This window comes from Streptomyces sp. NPDC096013 (genome assembly GCF_044763565.1).
In the GTDB taxonomy this organism is placed as follows: domain Bacteria; phylum Actinomycetota; class Actinomycetes; order Streptomycetales; family Streptomycetaceae; genus Streptomyces.
Genome location: NZ_JBIWGK010000004.1, coordinates 287,789 through 303,241, shown reverse-complemented (window position 1 = coordinate 303,241; position 15,453 = coordinate 287,789). Strand labels below are relative to the sequence as shown.

Sequence of the window (15,453 nt, the reverse complement as noted above, 5' to 3'; positions counted from 1 at the left end):
TCCCCAGGACACTCCATGCCGCTCCCGCTCCGCCTCGTCTCCCTCCTGGTCGCCACCTGCGTGGGCGCCCTCTGCCCCGCCTCGCCCGCCGCCGCGGCCGACGACCACTCCCTCCAGCGCGGTCTCGACGCGCTGGTCGCCGCCCCCGGCGGCCCGCCGGGCGTGATCGTCGTCCTCCGCAACGGCGACCACCAGCGCGTCCTGAGCGCCGGAACCGCCGACATCACCACCGGCCGCCCCCTCGCACCGGACGACCACACCCGGACCGCGAGCACCAGCAAGGCGTTCAGCGGAGCGGTGGCACTGAGCCTCGTACGGGAGCACCGGCTCTCCCTCGACGACACGATCGGCACCCGGCTGCCCCACCAGCCCCGGGCCTGGCGGAAGGTGACCCTGCGCCAGCTGCTCCAACACACCAGTGGCCTCCCGGACTTCAGCGAGAGCCCCCGCTTCCGCGGCATCATCCAGGCCGACCCGCACCATCACTTCGACTCCCGGCGCCTGCTCGACTTCGTGGCGGGCGAGCCGCTGCGCTTCACGCCGGGCTCGCGGTACCGCTACTCCAACTCCGACAACATCGCCGTGGCGCTGATGGCGGAGGCGGCGACCGGTGTGCGCTACGAGAACCTGCTGCGCCGGGAGGTGTACAAGCCGCTGGGGCTGCGCGACACGAGCCTGCCGCAGGGGTGGGAGATGCCCGAGCCGTACATGCACGGCTACGTGGTCGGCGATCCGTCCGGGCCGGTGGACGTGAGCGAGGCGATTGGCATGTCGGGCGTGTGGGCCTCGGGCGGGATCACCTCCTCGCCCCGCGACCTCGCCGCGTTCATCAGCGGCTACGCCGCCGGAGCCCTCACTTCGAAGGCCGTCGTACGGGAGCAGCGGCACTGGATCCCCGGCGCCTCCGAACCGGCGGGCCCCGGCCGCAACAGCGCCGGACTCGCCCTCTTCCGCTACGACACCAAGTGCGGCGTCGTCCTCGGACATACCGGCAACACTCTCGGTTACACACAGTTGATCGCGGCGACCCCCGACGGCCGACGGGCCCTCACTTTCTCATTGACAACTCAGGTGAACCAGGCGGGGAACCCGGAACTGCTGGCCAAAGTGCGCGCGGTCGAGGAGGACGCCGTGTGCAGCCTCCTCGGGACATACGGGGCGGAGCGCCACTCCTGACCCGGAGCGTCCACCCCGCCTCGGAGGAACCGTTACTGCTCAAGTGGCCGCACTGTCCGACCCGTTGACGAGCCCCTCCCGCTCCGAAGCGGCGGGCAGCGCGAGCCACTCCGCGATGGTCCGCGCGATCGGCTGGCCGGTCTCCGCCTCCACGAAGCCGAACTGGCCCGACTGGTTGCACTCCAGGAACCACCAGGTCCCGTCGGCGTCCTCGGCGAAGTCGAAGGCGCCGTAGGCGAGTTCGGCATCCCGCATGTACGTCAGGACGGCCTCGGCGATACGCGGCGGGACCTCGGCGGGGTGCCACGGCTGTGCGGAGGTGGTGAAACGGACGTCGACCTCGCCGGGGTCGGCGTCCGGGGCGGTCGCCGTGCGGGCGGCGAGCATCCGGTCGCCCACCACGGTGAGCCGGATGTCCGCGTGCTTGGCGACCCGGCGTTGCAGCAGCGTCGGGCCGAACGCGACGGCGGAGAAGTCGGTGTCCGGCGCGACCCGGCTCGTCGGCACCGCCCGAGGCGGGTCCTGCGGATGGGCACCGGAGACCGGCTTGACCACCAGGTCGGGGAAGCGCCGCGAGAACTCGCGGGCGGCCTGCGGGAACGTGGTGATGAGCGTGGCCGGCACGGGCAGTCCGCTGTGCTGGGCGAGCCGCAGCTGCCAGGGCTTGTGGCGGGCGCGCCGGGACGCGTCGGGGTGGTTCATCCAGCGGGCGCCGGAGCCGCGGAGCATGCCGTAGAGCGCCTGCGAGGCCTCCTCGGTCAGCCACGCGGAGGGCTGGGGTGCGCGGGTCGCCGGGGCGCCCGGTCTGCGCACCCAGATGGACCGCAGTCCGCTCACGCTCACCAGCCGCCCCCCGGCGGACAGATGACCGCGGAAGGCTCCGTGCACGTACTCCCCGGACAGCGCGACCCCGCCGGTGAGGTCGGCGGGATCGATCCGGACCACGGGGACGCCGGACGCGTGCAGGTGGACCACCACCATGTCCGCCGTGACGTCCTCTTCGCAGGTAAGGACCAGGACGGTCATTTTCGTCGTTCCGTGTTCAGTCGTCGAAGTGAGTCTTCGATCCCGCGGTGGACGTCGTGGTCCCCAGTTCTCTCAGCAGAGCGAGATCATGGGCGGCGACCCGTCCGTCGGCGAGCACGTTCAACTGCAGTCCGGAGTCGTAGCTGTACGGAGCGGTGAACTCCAACTGTGCTGCCGGGCGAGCGTAGTTGAGCGCGAACGGTTGCATCGTCTCTCCCTCGTCGGTACTGCCTCGTGCAAGCGGTGGCCACCCTGCGAGGTCGCTTGGCCCGCCGACTTCCGTCTGCTTCCAGAGACTTATACGAATCGAACGAGTGAATGGTTTCCTTACTCTCCGTAGTCAAAGTAAGGAGCGCGCCACGCTTGCGGGGGTCAGTCGAGCTCGCCCGGCAGCCCCTTCTCCTGCTCGCCGAGGGAGTTGCGCATCGTGCGAAGAGCGAGGAGGAGCACGGCGATGTCGTCCAGATACACGGGATCGGGCATCAGGTCGGTCGGCAGCACGAAGTACAGGACGGCACCCCAGAAAACCCACTTGGGGCCGGTGGGAAGCCCTGCGCGTCGCATCGAGCGCCGGGTGCGGACGAGCCGCACGAACACTCCGAGAGCCACGGCGAGCAGCAACAGCGCGAGCACCGCGACGATGACGATCACGGTCGTGGTCGAGTCCACTGGCGCCCCTTTTCCCGGTCCGGCCGCACGACATGTGCCCTATCCGGATGCCCTGTTACGGCCCCGGTATGGCCGACGAGGGGAACATCACACCCGAACGCCTCGAAGAGCCTTGACAGCCGTTGACCCCCTGTCAGGCACTGGTATTTTTTCACCGTGAGCGCGATCGACGGCACCGGAACCCAGGTACGGATCGGCCTCGACGCCCCACCGCGCGTGGCGAGCCTGGGCGTCGGTGTGCACGGGACGGTGAGCCCGCGTGACGTGTTCCGGCTGCCGGACCTGTGGCAGCTCCATCTGTACCGCTACGAGGCCGAGTTGACGGTCGACGGTGTGGCGCACGCGATCAGGCCCGGCCATGTCAGCCTGGTGCCGCCCGGCGCGCTGGTGCGGTTCCACTACCGGGGCCGCTCCGAGCATCTCTTCGCCCACCTGGAACTCCCCTCCGCAGGTGAGCGGTTGACGGTTCCCCTGATGCAGGACGCCGGCACACAGACACCGGTGCTCACCGACCTGATGCAGCGGGCCATCGCGGCGGCACCGCGCAACTCGGCCCGCGCGGCCGCCGAGTTGTGGGCGGTGCTGTGGCGGGTGGCGGACCTCGCGACCCCGGCGGACGGCGGGGGCACCGGACCTCACCCCGCGGTCGCCCTCGCCGTCGCCCACATCGAGTCGCACCTGGCGGCCCAACTGACCGTCCCCGACGTGGCGCAGGCGGCCGGTGTCTCGCACAACCACCTCATCCGCCTGTTCCGCGCCGAGACCGGCACCACCGTGGTCGCCTACATCCGGCACCGCCGCATGGAGCGCGCCCGGCATCTGCTGCGCGAGTCGACGTTGTCGGTCCCGGCGATCGCGGCGGCCGTCGGCATCGGCGACCTGCATGCCTTCAACAAGGCGTGCAGGCGCGAACTGGGCGCTTCACCCAGGGCGGTTCGGGCACGGGTGGGCGGTACCTGAGGGCGGGACCTGGGGATGAGGGGCTGGACGGCGGGGAGTGCGGGTCGGCTCGCGCAGTGCCCGCGCGAGGCGGTCCCGGTGGGTGCCGGGGAGGGGCGTGGCGGACCCGACAGGACGCGGGCCGGGCGCCGTCGCGGACTTCCGCCGGCACCGCATGCCCTCAGTCCCTCCCCGTGCCCCGGTACACCTCCAACTCCCCGTCCAGCTCGACCGCGAGGACGGTCGCCAGGTCGTCCACGTCCGCCGCGCCCGGCGCGTCGATCCACGTCACGCCCGGCACCTCACCGAGCCCGCCGATGACGTCATGGCCGAGCCGGGCACCGGTGCCGAGGACGGTGACCCGCTTGACGGGCGTACGCAGCCCGCGCACCGACACCGACTCGCGCGGTGGGTCGAAGCAGACCAGGTACAGCGTGCGCCGGTCGGCGGAGAGGGTGCTCGGGCCGTAGTGGTGCCCGGCGGGCAGCCCGGCGACCGTGCCGTACACCGCCTCGGAGTGCCGGGCGATCCACGCGCCGAGCCCTTCAAGGCGCTCCGTCTGCGCGGGAGTTATCGTCCCGTCCTCCCTCGGGCCCACGTCGAGCAGCAGGTTGCCGCCCATCCCGATCGTCTCCGTGAAGTAACGCACCAGCTGCCGCACCGACTTGTGGTGCTCGTCCCCGTGCTGGAAACCCCACGAGTCGTTGACCGTGAGACACAACTCCCAGGGCCCGTCCGGTGCTTGCAGCGGCACCCCCTGCTCGGGCGTCGCGTAGTCGCCCTGGCTGAGCATGCGGGCGTTGAGGACGGTGTCCGCGTTCCCGGCGAGGATCAGCTCCGCCAACTCCCGCATCCCCCACTGCTCTTCGCTGCGCTCCCACTCACCGTCGAACCACAGGAGGTCGGGCCGGAACCGGTCGACCAGCTCGCCGACCTGGCCGTTGCGGTAGGCGAGGTAGCGCGCCCAGGCGGCCGGGTCCTCGTGCCCGGGCCGTGCGGAGGCGTACGGGTTGGTGGCGATCTCCTCGTCGGGCGGCCGCGGGTGCACCGTGCTGGCATAGTCCGGGTGGTTCCAGTCGGAGTGCGAGTAGTAGAGGCCCACCTTGAGGCCCTCCTCGCGCAGCGCCCGCGCGTACGGGCCGACCAGATCGCGGCCGGCCGGGGTGCGGCGGACCACGTCCAGGTCACCGTGGGCCGAGTCCCACAGGGCGACACCGTCGTGGTGGCGGGCGGTCAGCACCGCGTACTTGGCGCCCGACCGCGCGAACAGGCGGGCCCAGGCGCGGGGTTCGTAGCGTGCGGCGGTGAACCCGTCGAGCTGCCGCATGTACTGGTCATGCGGCACCTGGCCCGTGTAGAACGACCAGGACTCCGGCACACCGTCGACGGCGTAGATCCCGTAATGGACGAAGATGCCCAACTTGGCATCGCGGAACCAGGGTTGCATCGGCATACCGCCAAGCTAGAGCGGGCGGCGCCGGGCGCGCGTGGGCGGTGATCACCACTGGTGGTCCATTCTCACCGTCGGCGTCGCGGCGCCAGCGCCTTCGCCGCGACCGGGGGGCCGGGAGCCGATCCGAGTGACGACGGTTCCCCGGCCCCGACGCCGACCGCCTACCGCTCCTCGGCCGGGCGGCCACCGTCACCCGGCGGAACGCCGTGGTCGCTGTCGGCCGGCGGCGCGGGACGCAGTGCCTTCGTCGCGTCCCTCAGCCGGCCGAACGTCCGCTGGAACGGCGACCCGCCCGGCAGCGGCGGAGCCCCGGGCGCGGCGGCGGCACCGGCGGACTCGCGGAGCGCGGCCAGCGCCTCGTTGGCCCGGTCCGCGGACTCCCGGTACAGGTCACGGGACTTCGTCATCGCCTCCAGCGCCTCGGCGTACATGGCCACGAGTCTGCGCTCCCGGGCCAGTTCCTCGTCCATCGTCATCAGGCTCCACTGCTCGCGGAGCGCGGTGACGGCAGCCTCGGCGCCCTCGGGCAGGGGACGCTCGGAGGCGGCGTAACGGCAGAGCACGTCGATGAGTTCGGCGGGTTCGGAACCGTCGAGGAAGACACTGCGCACGGAGAACTCGCGCACGTCGTAGGAGTCCGCCACCGGGCTGGTCGGCAGCACCACGGCGCCGCCGCGCGGCACCTGGAAGTCGAACTCGCGCAGCAACGCCCAGTTCACGGAGCGTAGTTGATCCGGTGTGGCCCGGTGCTCCACCACCCGGTCCCGGAGACTCGCGGGCAGCATCCGCGCCAGGGGCAGCCGGCCGCGCGCGTCCGGGGTCATGGCCTCGTGCACGACGACGTGCACGCTCCAGCCGTCCTGCGCACAGCCGCGGAACAGGCGCCGCAGCTCCTTCTCGTCGGACGGCAGCGGATTGACCCGCCGGAAACGCAGGCCAGGAACCGTGACGTGGTCCCAGTCGGCGTCCGCGTCCTCGGGCCAGAACATGGTCGCGGGGGAGGGCCACCGGAGATCCCAGCCGCGCTCGGCCTCGGCGACCAGCACCCACTCCTGCCCCTCGGACGGGACCGCGGCGGCGGAGGTGGAGCCGGTGCCGGGTTCCGGGACGTGCGGAAGCGTCAGCCGCGCCCGTACGGTCACCGTCCCCTCGACCCGCCACCGGGCCTCGAAGACCCGGTCGCGCGGATCACGGACCGGAACGTGGTCCTGGGGCGGGCCGGTCTCCCGGTCCTGGTCCTCGTCCGGTTCCAGGTGGTCGTCGATGACCCCGCGGTCCTTGAGTCGCTGGAGCTGCCGCCGTACGACATCCGCGGCGTCGTCGTCCCCGGCATGGCGGCCGCGTGCGAGCCAGACCGTGTGAGGGATCGGGGGCGGAGCTGTGGAGGAGTTCGACATAGGCCAATCTGCGTGCGGGGGCGGTGCTGGCCCACCAGTATCACCGTCGGAGATCTTGGCGGGTCAAGCGGGGGCCGGGCACGGGGGTGCGACGTCTCGTATGCCCGGTTTTTCGGCGATACCGCGCGAGCATACGCGCGGGGTGTGATCGGTTCACTCCGGGCGGCCGGGTTTCACGCGTGTCCCTGACCTGGCCCGGTCCGCACAATGATGGGGCGGACGGGACCCGCCCACCATCCGCTCGGGGCGGGTCCCTTCCGTGTGTCACCGGGTCTCACCGCCGTCGACGTCTGTCCGCGCCGCCCGGCCGGGACGCGGCGCCCGGTGGCGGCGCGGGCGCGCTGAATCCGGCCGGAACCGACCGCGCGCTCGGCGCGGACGGCACCTCCAGGGGGACGACGGTCTCCTCGCGGGGCGGGCGGGTCCGCGGTGCCGGGCCGCCGACGACGCGGGTGTGCGACATCAGCGAGGCACAGGCCGCGCAGACCTCGGCCAGCGTCCACACCTGACCGACCGCGGGATCGTGGCGCAACACGAGCAGCACCGAGCCCGAGCAGTCGACCCGGGTCCCCTCGTGCGCCGCACACCGCTGGCGACGGCAGCCGCAGGCCGCGTCCGGGCGTACGGTGGCCGCTCTGACGTGGGCCGCCGCATGGGCTTCGGCGAAGCGGCGCAGGGCCGCGATGTCCCGCGACCGGGCCGGCATGCCGCACCCGGAGGAGCAGCTGACCGACGCGGTACGGTCGCGGTGACCTGTGATGCGAATAGTCCAGGTACGCCCGGGCCTGCGGGCTGATGGGGCGTCAGGGTACGCGAGAGCCAAGACCACAGTTCCTTTGTAGTGGAGGTGTTCACGCGGAGAAGGCGCTGAGTTAAGAACTACCCGTCGTGGGGCAGTTCACAGCATTTACGGCCCTCAAGTATTCGTTCGACGACTCGGCCTCGTCCGCATGCCGGCCGGCCTGCTCCTCGCGGGGGCGAGCGGGCGGCTGCTCGGTTCGGTCAGTGGGGATAGGCGCGCGGGGGCCGTTGCCGGGGCAGTCCGTCGCGGAACTCCTCGATAAGCGTGCTGACCTGGCGGATGAGCGCGGTCTTCTCCAGCCGGTCGAGATAGAGGTTGCGGCGCGCGAGCCCCGGCGCGTCCACGCAGAAGTACAGCGCCATCAGCGGATTGATGAACAGCTCGCTGCCACGCGTGCGTTCGGTGAAACGGACGTCACCGAAGTCCCCGCGCACGGCCGCCGCCACCGAACCGTTGACGATGCTCGGGTGCTCCGGCGTGCTCTCCTGGGCGTGCGCCACCGCGTCGAGATACAGCTGCCCCTCGCGGCTCTCACGCGGCAGGGAGAACGCGCCGAGATAGGCGTCCTCGCGATCGAGCGCGGCCAGATTCTCCAGCACCAGCGCGTGGTTGACGCCGTGGTACGCGTCCACACCGAACCCGAGGCACGCCACCAGCCGCACCGGCACCTCGTCGAGCCCGTTCACCGCCGCGAGGCTGACCATGTCCTCCTCCGGCGTGCCCAGCCCGTGCTCGTCGCCCCGCATCAGGATGTCGGTGCCGCCGTCCACCAGCACGACGGCGTCGACGCCGCCCAGATGCCCGATCAGCGTGCGGTACGCGTCCCGGAGCGGCTGCACCCCGGTCAGCGGGAACGCGTACACGGTCGACGGCATGTCGTGCAGGTCGAGCCACCGCGCGAGCGACCGCTCGGGGAAGTAGTCGCCCCGGGCCGTCGTGTCCGGGCGTACGGCGGCGACGTCCCGGTCCACCCACACGTCCTGGTCGAGGCCGTACAGATCGGCGAAGGAAAGGTTCGCGAGGTGCACCTCCTTACCGGCCGAGCGCAGCGCGAGGGCCAGCGGCAGTCCGGCGTAGACGTCGAATCCGCCGCCCGCACCGGCGACGAGTATCCGGCGCGCATCGCGCAGCCGGCTGAGGAACGGGGGTTCGAGGAGGGAGAACACCGGGGGACGTTAACAGGCCCGTACGCCATGATGGACGGGTGGACTTCGAGCCGTACAGGGGCGAATTGGTGGCGTACTGCTATCGGATGCTGGGCTCGTTCCACGAGGCCGAGGACCTGGTCCAGGAGACGATGCTGCGGGCGTGGAAGGCCCGCGACCGCTACGACCCCTCGCGCGCGTCCGTGCGGACCTGGCTGTACCGCATCGCCACCAACGTCTGTCTCACCGCGCTCGAAGGACGTGCGCGCCGCCCCCTGCCGTCCGGCCTCGGCGTACCGGGCGAGGACCCCGGGACACCGCTCGTCCCCGCGGCCGACATCCCCTGGCTCCAGCCCTTCCCCGACACGCGCTACGACATGGAGGCCCGCGCCGACATGCGGCTCGCCCTCGTCGTCGCCCTACAGACGCTGCCCGCGCGGCAGCGGGCCGTACTCGTGCTGCGCGAGGTGTTGCAGTTCAGCGCCGTCGAGGTCGCCGAGCAGCTCGACACCACCGTCCCGGCCGTCAACAGCACCCTGCAACGCGCCCGCGCCGCCCTCACGGACGTCGGCGACGAGGACGCGATCGTAGAGCCGGAGGACCCCGGGGCACGCGAGGTCGTCGACCGCTATCTGCGGGCGTTCGAGGCGGCCGATGTCCCCGCCCTGGTACGGCTGTTGGCCGACGCCGTGGTGTTGGAGATGCCGCCGGTCCCGCTCTGGTTCAGCGGTGCCGGGCACTACGGCGCGTTCATGCGCAGGGTCTTCGAACTCCGGGGCACGGACTGGGCGTTGAGGCGCCTGACCGCCAACGGCCAACCGGCGCTGGCCGCGTACGCGGCGGCCCCCGAAGGAGACCGGAGGCTGCACAGCCTTCAGGTGCTGACGGTCACCGACGGTCGCGTCACCCGCAATGTCGTCTTCACCGATCCGCAGGTGCTGGACACCTTCGACCTGCCGCGGAGGATTTCCGCGAACTGACCCCGCTCGCGGCGATGAGTTCGGCCGACGCCACCGGTACGTACGGGTGAGCACCGACCGAAAGGACATCCATCATGAGCGTCATCGTCATCCAGTTCACCACCCTGGACGGGATCGTCTCCGACCCCGACGGGTCCGGGGGCACCCCGGACGGCGGCTGGATCCTCCGCTACGGCCGCGACGAGATCGACGGCGACAAGTTCCGGCTGGGCAGCCTCCTCGATGGTGGGGTCATGCTGCTCGGCCGCAGGACCTGGGAGGCGTTCTCGCGGCTGTGGCCGGCCCGCGACGACGAGTTCTCCGCGCGGATGAACGCCGCGCCGAAGCTGGTCGCGTCCCGCACCCTGACCGATGTGTCGGCGTGGGCGCATTCGAGCCTCCTCGAAGGCGACCTCGTGGACGCCGTGAAGCGCGAGGAGCGGGATGTGATCGTCATCGGCAGCCTGCCCGTCGTCCACACGCTGATGGCGCAGGATCTGGTCGACGAGTACCGGCTGATCACTTTCCCCACGGTCCTCGGCACCGGCGAACGCCTCTTCCCCGCGGGCGGTCCGCCCGTCCACCTGGAGCGCCTGGAACTGGAGAAGGCGCCCCACACCGTGTTCGCGCGGTACGGGAGGGCACCGCGCTGACCTGCGCGAGGGGCCCGGCGGTCACGGCCGCCGGGCCCCTCGGATTCAGCTGTGCGGGAGTGCTTCCGCCGGGCGGAGGCGAGGGTCAGGCGCCGCTGGCGCGGAGCATGTCCTCACGCTCGACGATCTTCACGCGCTCGCGGCCCTGCGGCTCGCCCAGCGCCTTCTCGGCGGCGTCCAGCCTGTACCAGCCGTCCCACGTGGTGAAGCGGACGTTCCGCTCGGCGAGGAACGCGTCCACGGACTCCGGGTCGGGCGAGACGGGCGTGTGCAGACGGCCGTTGGCGTGGTCGTCGAGCAGGTTCGCGACCGTCTCGTTGGCGTCTCCCTTCGTGTGTCCGATGAGGCCGACCGGGCCGCGCCGGATCCAGCCGGTGACGTACGTCGACCGGAGGTGCTCGCCGGTCTCCTCGATGACCCGGCCGCCCTCGTCCGGGACCGTGCCCGACTCGATGTCCCAGGGCAGCTTGGGGAGCTTGTCGGAGAGGTAGCCGACCGCGCGGTAGACCGCGGTGACGTCCCAGTCCTTGAACTCGCCGGTGCCCTTGACGTTGCCGGTGCCGTCCAGCGCGGTGCGCTCGGTGCGCAGGCCGATGACCTTGCCGTCCTCGCCGAGGATCTCGGTGGGGGACTCGAAGAAGTGCAGGAACAGCTTGTGCGGGCGGTCGCCGACATCGCGGATCGCCCAGTTCTCCAGGGTCTTGGCGACCATGTCGGCCTGCTTGTTGCCGCGCCGGGTGGTGATCGAGCCCTCGTCGTAGTCGATGTCCTCGGGGTCGACGATGACCTCGATGTTCGGGGAGTGGTCCAGCTCGCGCAGCTCCATCGGGGAGAACTTCGCCTGCGCCGGGCCGCGGCGGCCGAAGACGTGGACCTCGAGCGCCTTGTTGGCCTTCAGGCCCTCGTGCACGTTCGGCGGGATCTCGGTCGGGAGGAGCTCGTCGCCGGTCTTGGCGAGGATGCGGGCCACGTCGAGAGCCACGTTGCCGACGCCGAGTACGGCGACCTTCTCGGCCTCCAGCGGCCAGGTGCGCGGCACGTCCGGGTGGCCGTCGTACCAGGAGACGAAGTCGGCGGCGCCGTAGGAGCCGTCGAGGTCGATGCCCGGTATCGACATCTCGCGGTCGGCCGTGGCGCCGGTGGAGAAGACCACCGCGTCGTAGAAGCTGCGCAGGTCGTCCAGGCTGATGTCGGTCGGGTAGTCGACATTGCCGAAGAGGCGGATCTGCGGCTTGTCCAGGACCTGGTGCAGGGCGGTGATGATGCCCTTGATGCGCGGGTGGTCGGGGGCGACGCCGTACCGGATCAGGCCGAAGGGCGCGGGCATCCGCTCGAAGAGGTCGATGGACACGCCGGGTTCGGCGGCCACCTCGGACTTGAGCAGGGCGTCGGCGGCGTAGATCCCGGCGGGGCCGGCTCCGACGATGGCTACCCGCAGGGGGCGCGGCATGATCAGGTTCCCTTCGAGCGAAAACAAGCGACTCGACGGGAAGCCTAAGCTAAGGCATGCCTTACCCGGTATGCGGGTCCGGTCTATGACCTCATAAGGCTGACTTATGGGGTGTCGAAGGCCGACGCATGGTTCGCCCGAGTTTCGCACGCGCGCGGCGGACCGCCCGGCCTCAGCCCGCCGGGCGGATGTGCACCACGTCCTGGACGACCTCGACCTCCGGCGGTGTGCCGAGCAGCTGGACCATCACCCGCGACCGTCGCCGAGGGCAGCGGCTTCAGGGCTCCGACCCTGGCCGGATAGCCGTCCGCCTCCCACACGGGCGCAGCACGCTGCCGGTCCTCGCCGGAGAAGTTCTCGAAGGAGATGTTGAGAATGTCACCCCCTCCGGCGGCCCGCAGCAGGGGCACCGCCGAGCCGACCGTGTGGATCGGGCGCAGGAGGTTGGTGCCGATGCAGGTGTGGATGTCGTCGTCGGCGGTCTCCTCGATGGCGCGGATGCGGGCGACCCCGGCGCTGTTCACCAGGATGTCCACCCGCCCGAACCGCTCCTCGACCTGAGCGAAGGCCGCGCGGACGCTGTCACCGCTGCTGACGTCGGCGGGCGAGCAGGACCGCATGGGCGCCGTTCTCGGCGAGTTGCGCCCCGACTGCCCGCCCCACGCCGGTCGAGCCTCCGCTGATCACGGCGACCTTGCCCTGCATCGTGGTGAGGGGCTACCTCTCGCCAGATGAGAACGCCATATCCGCGACCGAGGGTCGGAGTCGAGCCGCGCGGTATCCGCGACAGGGGGCTCCCCTGTGGACCATGGGGCTTCCCTGCGGACCATGGGGCCGTCATCGCGATCGGATTTCCCGAGGGGAGATAGTGATTCACATCAGGAAACCCCGGAAGCTGGGAGCCCCCATGGTGATGGACACCGCCGCCGCACCACCCACGACCACCGACCCGGCACGGAACGCCGATGCGGCACCGAAGACCGCCCCCACATCCGATCCGGCCGCCGAAGTCCGCGCGGACGGGGTCGCGTTCGTCCTCGCCGGCACCTCCTGGTTCCCGGGCACCTCAGGAGCCGCCCTGTGATCGCCGTCGTAGGAGCGGGTTTGATGGGCGCGGCCACGGCCTGGCACCTCGCCCGCCAGGGGCACGAGGTCACGCTCATCGAGGCGTACGACATCGGCCACAAGTCCGGCAGCTCCCACGGCAGTTCACGCATCTACCGTCGCGCCTACGCCGACCCCCTCTACGTCCGCCTCACCGGCGAGGCCCGCGAACTCTGGCAGGAGCTGGAGCACGACACCGGCACCCAACTGCTGCGCCTCACCGGGGGAGTGGACTTCGGCGCGGGCCGCGACCCGGAGGGCATGGCGGACATCCTCGCCGCGGCCGCCGTACCGCACGAGCTGCTCACCGCGGCCCAAGCGGCGGACCGCTGGCCGCAGTTCCGCTTCGACGGACCCGTGCTGCATCACCCGGACGCGGGCACGGTCGACGCCGACGCGACGGTGGCCGCCGCCGTCCGCCGGGCCGCAGAGCTAGGCGCCCGCGTCCTCACCGGCACCCGCGTCACCGGAGCGGAGATCCTCGACGACGGCCGTGTCGCGCTGCGTTCGAGCGGTCCCACCGTCGTCGCCGACACGGTCGTGGTCGCGTCCGGCGCCTGGCTGCCCCAACTCGCCGTCCCGCTAGGCATATCGGCGCCCCTGCCGCCCCTCCGGGTGACCCAGCAGCAGGTCTTCCACTTCCCCCGACGCGACCCCGAGACGACCACCTGGCCCGTCTTCGTCCACGCGGACCGGCTGAACCTCTACGGCCTCCCGTCCGGCAGCGACGGCGGACCGCTTCCGGCGTTCAAGGTCGCCCAGCACGACGAGGGCACCCCTACAACTGCCGACACCCGCACCGGCGTTGTCGATCCCGCCTCGCGCGACAAGGTCACCGCGTGGGTGGAGCGCACGTGCCCGGGCCTCGACCCCACGCCCGTCGCCGAGGCGAGCTGCCTCTACACCAGCACCCCCGACGAGGACTTCGTGCTCGACCGGAGCGGTCCCTTCGTCGTCGTGTCCCCGTGCTCGGGCCATGGCGCCAAGTTCACCCCGCTCATCGGCGCCATGGCCGCCGACCTCGCCCTGGGCCGCGCCGAGCCGCACCCGCGCTTCGCGCTCCGCACGTCCCGGCGGTCCGTGGCCCATCAGGCGGAGTGACCGCCACGGGCACCGACCACCACGACCAGGCACCCGCCCTGCCGGACCGGTGGACCACCCGCGAACAGGCCCACGCCTCCACGGACTTGGAGACCGCGACAGCCCGCCAAGGGCGCCGAGGAGTTCATCTAGGTGGCCGACGCGGCTGCCTCGGCGGCGGGTCCGGGCGCCGTGTCCCGCGGGGACGCGCACGGTGCCCAGGACCTGGTCGAACTCCCGGTCGCTTCCTGTCGGTCACCGTCTTCGCTGATCGCGGGAGGGGCTGAAACGCTCTGGTGACAGGCTCGTCGGCTCGCTAGGCTGGGCGGCAGAACAGGGGTCCTTCACGCGTGTGAGGCAGGGGCAGCGCGTCTCTCCGACGTGTTCATGGAGACGCCGATGGCGTACCGATCCCTGCTGCGAGTGCCCGGCGCGGCCTTCTTCCCGCTGGGCTTCCTGGCCCGCCTTCCCTACGCGACCTCGTCGCTCGCGACCCTCGTCCTCGTCCAGGCCGCCGCGGGCAGCTACGCCTTCGCGGGACTCGCGGCGGCTGCCCAGGGCATCGCCAACGCGCTCGGCGCCCCCATCGTCGGAACCCTGGCCGACCGCCACGGCCACCGCCTCGTCGGGACGCTCACCGCACTCGCCAACGCCGCGGCCCTCACCGCCCTCGTCGTGGCGAGCCACACCGGCCGCGCGAGCATGCTGACCGCCGCCGCGCTGTCCGGCCTCACCCAGCCCCCGATCGGCCCCCTCGTACGGGTCCACTGGTCACGCCTGCTCCACGCCCGCGCCCGGCCCGACCTCATACCGACCGCCCTCTCCTACGAGGCGACCGCCGACGAGATCACCTTCGTCGCCGGACCCGCACTCGTCGGACTCCTCACCCCCCTCGGCCCGACCGCGCCGACCGTGGCCGCCATCACCCTCCTCGCCCTGGCCACCGTGCCCTTCGCCCTGACCCTGACCCAGGAGGGCACCGAGGACCGCGAGGGCACGGACAGCACGCGAACTCCGCTGCCCCGACTGCCACTTGCCGTGATGTTCCTCGCCATGGCCGCGATGGGCACGATGTTCGGCGCCGTGCAGACCGGCGTCACCGCCCACTCAGACGAGAGCGGCCACCCGGGCAGCGCCGGACTTCTCTACGCCGTCTTCGGCGTCGGCAGCGCGGTGGCGGGCGCCGCCTGCGCCTGGCTCCCCAATCGCTTCGGCCTCCGCCGCCGGTACGTGACCTTCGCGGGGACGCTGCTGCTGGGCGCGCTGACCCTGGTCGCCGGGGAGCGGGGGCACGTGCTCCCCGCCGCCATGGCCGTCGCCGGAGTGACCGTGGCGCCGTACCTGATCAGCCTCTACGCCCTCACCGAACGCCTCGCGCCCGCCGACCGGGCGACCGTCGCCCTGACGATCCTGTGCGCGGGCGGCCCGCTCGGCACCGCGACCGGGCAGGCACTGGCCGGGTACCTCGCGGACAGCCGCGGCAGCGCGGGCGCGTTCCTGGTGGCGCCGGTCGCGGCGGCAGCGGCGTCGCTGCTGGCCGTCGCCTCGGTCCTCGCGCACTCGGCCCGGACCCGGAGATGAACGCGAGGGGACCATCCGC

The 15,453-nt window shown here is 71.8% G+C and carries 16 protein-coding genes; 7 read left to right on the top strand and 9 right to left on the bottom strand.

The window, feature by feature from the left end; all coding sequences use genetic code 11:
* Positions 1-15 precede the first annotated feature (15 nt).
* Positions 16-1,176, top strand: a complete 1,161-nt coding sequence (locus ACIRB1_RS16085; RefSeq protein WP_403465968.1) for a serine hydrolase domain-containing protein — start codon at positions 16-18, stop codon at positions 1,174-1,176.
* A gap of 39 nt (positions 1,177-1,215) precedes the next feature.
* On the opposite strand, the gene tgmB is transcribed toward ACIRB1_RS16085, so the two are convergent.
* The 3 genes from tgmB to ACIRB1_RS16070 all read right to left on the bottom strand — a co-directional run bounded on the left by tgmB (position 1,216) and on the right by ACIRB1_RS16070 (position 2,871).
* Positions 1,216-2,202 (bottom strand): ATP-grasp ribosomal peptide maturase, encoded by a 987-nt coding sequence (gene tgmB, locus ACIRB1_RS16080; protein ID WP_403465967.1) that lies wholly within the window; start codon positions 2,200-2,202, stop codon positions 1,216-1,218.
* A 16-nt stretch (positions 2,203-2,218) separates the two neighbouring features.
* Positions 2,219-2,410 (bottom strand): putative ATP-grasp-modified RiPP, encoded by a 192-nt coding sequence (tgmA, locus tag ACIRB1_RS16075; protein ID WP_328833722.1) that lies wholly within the window; start codon positions 2,408-2,410, stop codon positions 2,219-2,221.
* A gap of 164 nt (positions 2,411-2,574) precedes the next feature.
* Positions 2,575-2,871: a YkvA family protein gene (locus ACIRB1_RS16070; RefSeq protein ID WP_352181514.1), complete on the bottom strand. Its 297-nt coding sequence runs from the start codon at positions 2,869-2,871 to the stop codon at positions 2,575-2,577.
* Between the two features lie 156 nt (positions 2,872-3,027).
* Between ACIRB1_RS16070 and ACIRB1_RS16065 the strand changes: the two genes are divergently transcribed.
* Entirely contained in the window at positions 3,028-3,831 is an 804-nt protein-coding gene (locus tag ACIRB1_RS16065) for a helix-turn-helix domain-containing protein (protein ID WP_403465966.1), read from the top strand.
* A gap of 160 nt (positions 3,832-3,991) precedes the next feature.
* On the opposite strand, the gene ACIRB1_RS16060 is transcribed toward ACIRB1_RS16065, so the two are convergent.
* The 4 genes from ACIRB1_RS16060 to ACIRB1_RS16045 all read right to left on the bottom strand — a co-directional run bounded on the left by ACIRB1_RS16060 (position 3,992) and on the right by ACIRB1_RS16045 (position 8,628).
* On the bottom strand, positions 3,992-5,263 hold the full coding sequence (locus ACIRB1_RS16060) for an alpha-L-fucosidase (RefSeq protein WP_403465965.1): 1,272 nt from the start codon (positions 5,261-5,263) through the stop codon (positions 3,992-3,994).
* Positions 5,264-5,424: 161 nt separating this feature from the next.
* On the bottom strand, positions 5,425-6,660 hold the full coding sequence (locus tag ACIRB1_RS16055) for a hypothetical protein (RefSeq protein WP_403465964.1): 1,236 nt from the start codon (positions 6,658-6,660) through the stop codon (positions 5,425-5,427).
* Positions 6,661-6,934: 274 nt separating this feature from the next.
* The gene (locus ACIRB1_RS16050) at positions 6,935-7,366 is read right to left on the bottom strand and encodes a hypothetical protein (RefSeq protein WP_403465963.1); all 432 of its coding nucleotides are present in this window, start codon (positions 7,364-7,366) and stop codon (positions 6,935-6,937) included.
* Between the two features lie 296 nt (positions 7,367-7,662).
* Positions 7,663-8,628: a DUF1152 domain-containing protein gene (locus ACIRB1_RS16045; RefSeq protein ID WP_403465962.1), complete on the bottom strand. Its 966-nt coding sequence runs from the start codon at positions 8,626-8,628 to the stop codon at positions 7,663-7,665.
* A gap of 38 nt (positions 8,629-8,666) precedes the next feature.
* Here ACIRB1_RS16045 and ACIRB1_RS16040 point away from each other — a divergent pair, with 38 nt between their 5' ends.
* Positions 8,667-9,587, top strand: coding sequence for an RNA polymerase subunit sigma-70 (locus tag ACIRB1_RS16040; RefSeq protein ID WP_403465961.1), 921 nt, complete (start codon positions 8,667-8,669; stop codon positions 9,585-9,587).
* Between the two features lie 74 nt (positions 9,588-9,661).
* The gene (locus ACIRB1_RS16035) at positions 9,662-10,219 is read left to right on the top strand and encodes a dihydrofolate reductase family protein (protein WP_352181521.1); all 558 of its coding nucleotides are present in this window, start codon (positions 9,662-9,664) and stop codon (positions 10,217-10,219) included.
* An 85-nt stretch (positions 10,220-10,304) separates the two neighbouring features.
* Here ACIRB1_RS16035 and ACIRB1_RS16030 read toward each other — a convergent pair whose 3' ends face one another.
* Positions 10,305-11,669 carry an FAD-dependent oxidoreductase gene (locus ACIRB1_RS16030; protein ID WP_403465960.1) on the bottom strand — a complete coding sequence of 455 codons (1,365 nt, stop codon included), beginning with the start codon at positions 11,667-11,669 and terminating at the stop codon, positions 10,305-10,307.
* A gap of 104 nt (positions 11,670-11,773) precedes the next feature.
* Positions 11,774-12,289, bottom strand: a complete 516-nt coding sequence (locus ACIRB1_RS16025; protein WP_403465959.1) for an SDR family oxidoreductase — start codon at positions 12,287-12,289, stop codon at positions 11,774-11,776.
* Between the two features lie 287 nt (positions 12,290-12,576).
* On the opposite strand from ACIRB1_RS16025, the gene ACIRB1_RS16020 reads away from it, so the two are divergent.
* The 3 genes from ACIRB1_RS16020 (at position 12,577) to ACIRB1_RS16010 (ending at position 15,434) form a co-directional block, all read left to right on the top strand.
* Complete coding sequence (locus ACIRB1_RS16020) at positions 12,577-12,753, top strand: hypothetical protein (protein ID WP_403465958.1); 177 nt, start codon at positions 12,577-12,579, stop codon at positions 12,751-12,753.
* Positions 12,750-13,874, top strand: a complete 1,125-nt coding sequence (locus ACIRB1_RS16015; protein ID WP_403465957.1) for an FAD-dependent oxidoreductase — start codon at positions 12,750-12,752, stop codon at positions 13,872-13,874. The genes ACIRB1_RS16020 and ACIRB1_RS16015 overlap by 4 nt, the downstream gene beginning before the upstream one ends.
* A 378-nt stretch (positions 13,875-14,252) precedes the next feature.
* Positions 14,253-15,434: an MFS transporter gene (locus tag ACIRB1_RS16010; RefSeq protein ID WP_403465956.1), complete on the top strand. Its 1,182-nt coding sequence runs from the start codon at positions 14,253-14,255 to the stop codon at positions 15,432-15,434.
* Positions 15,435-15,453: the final 19 nt, after the last annotated feature.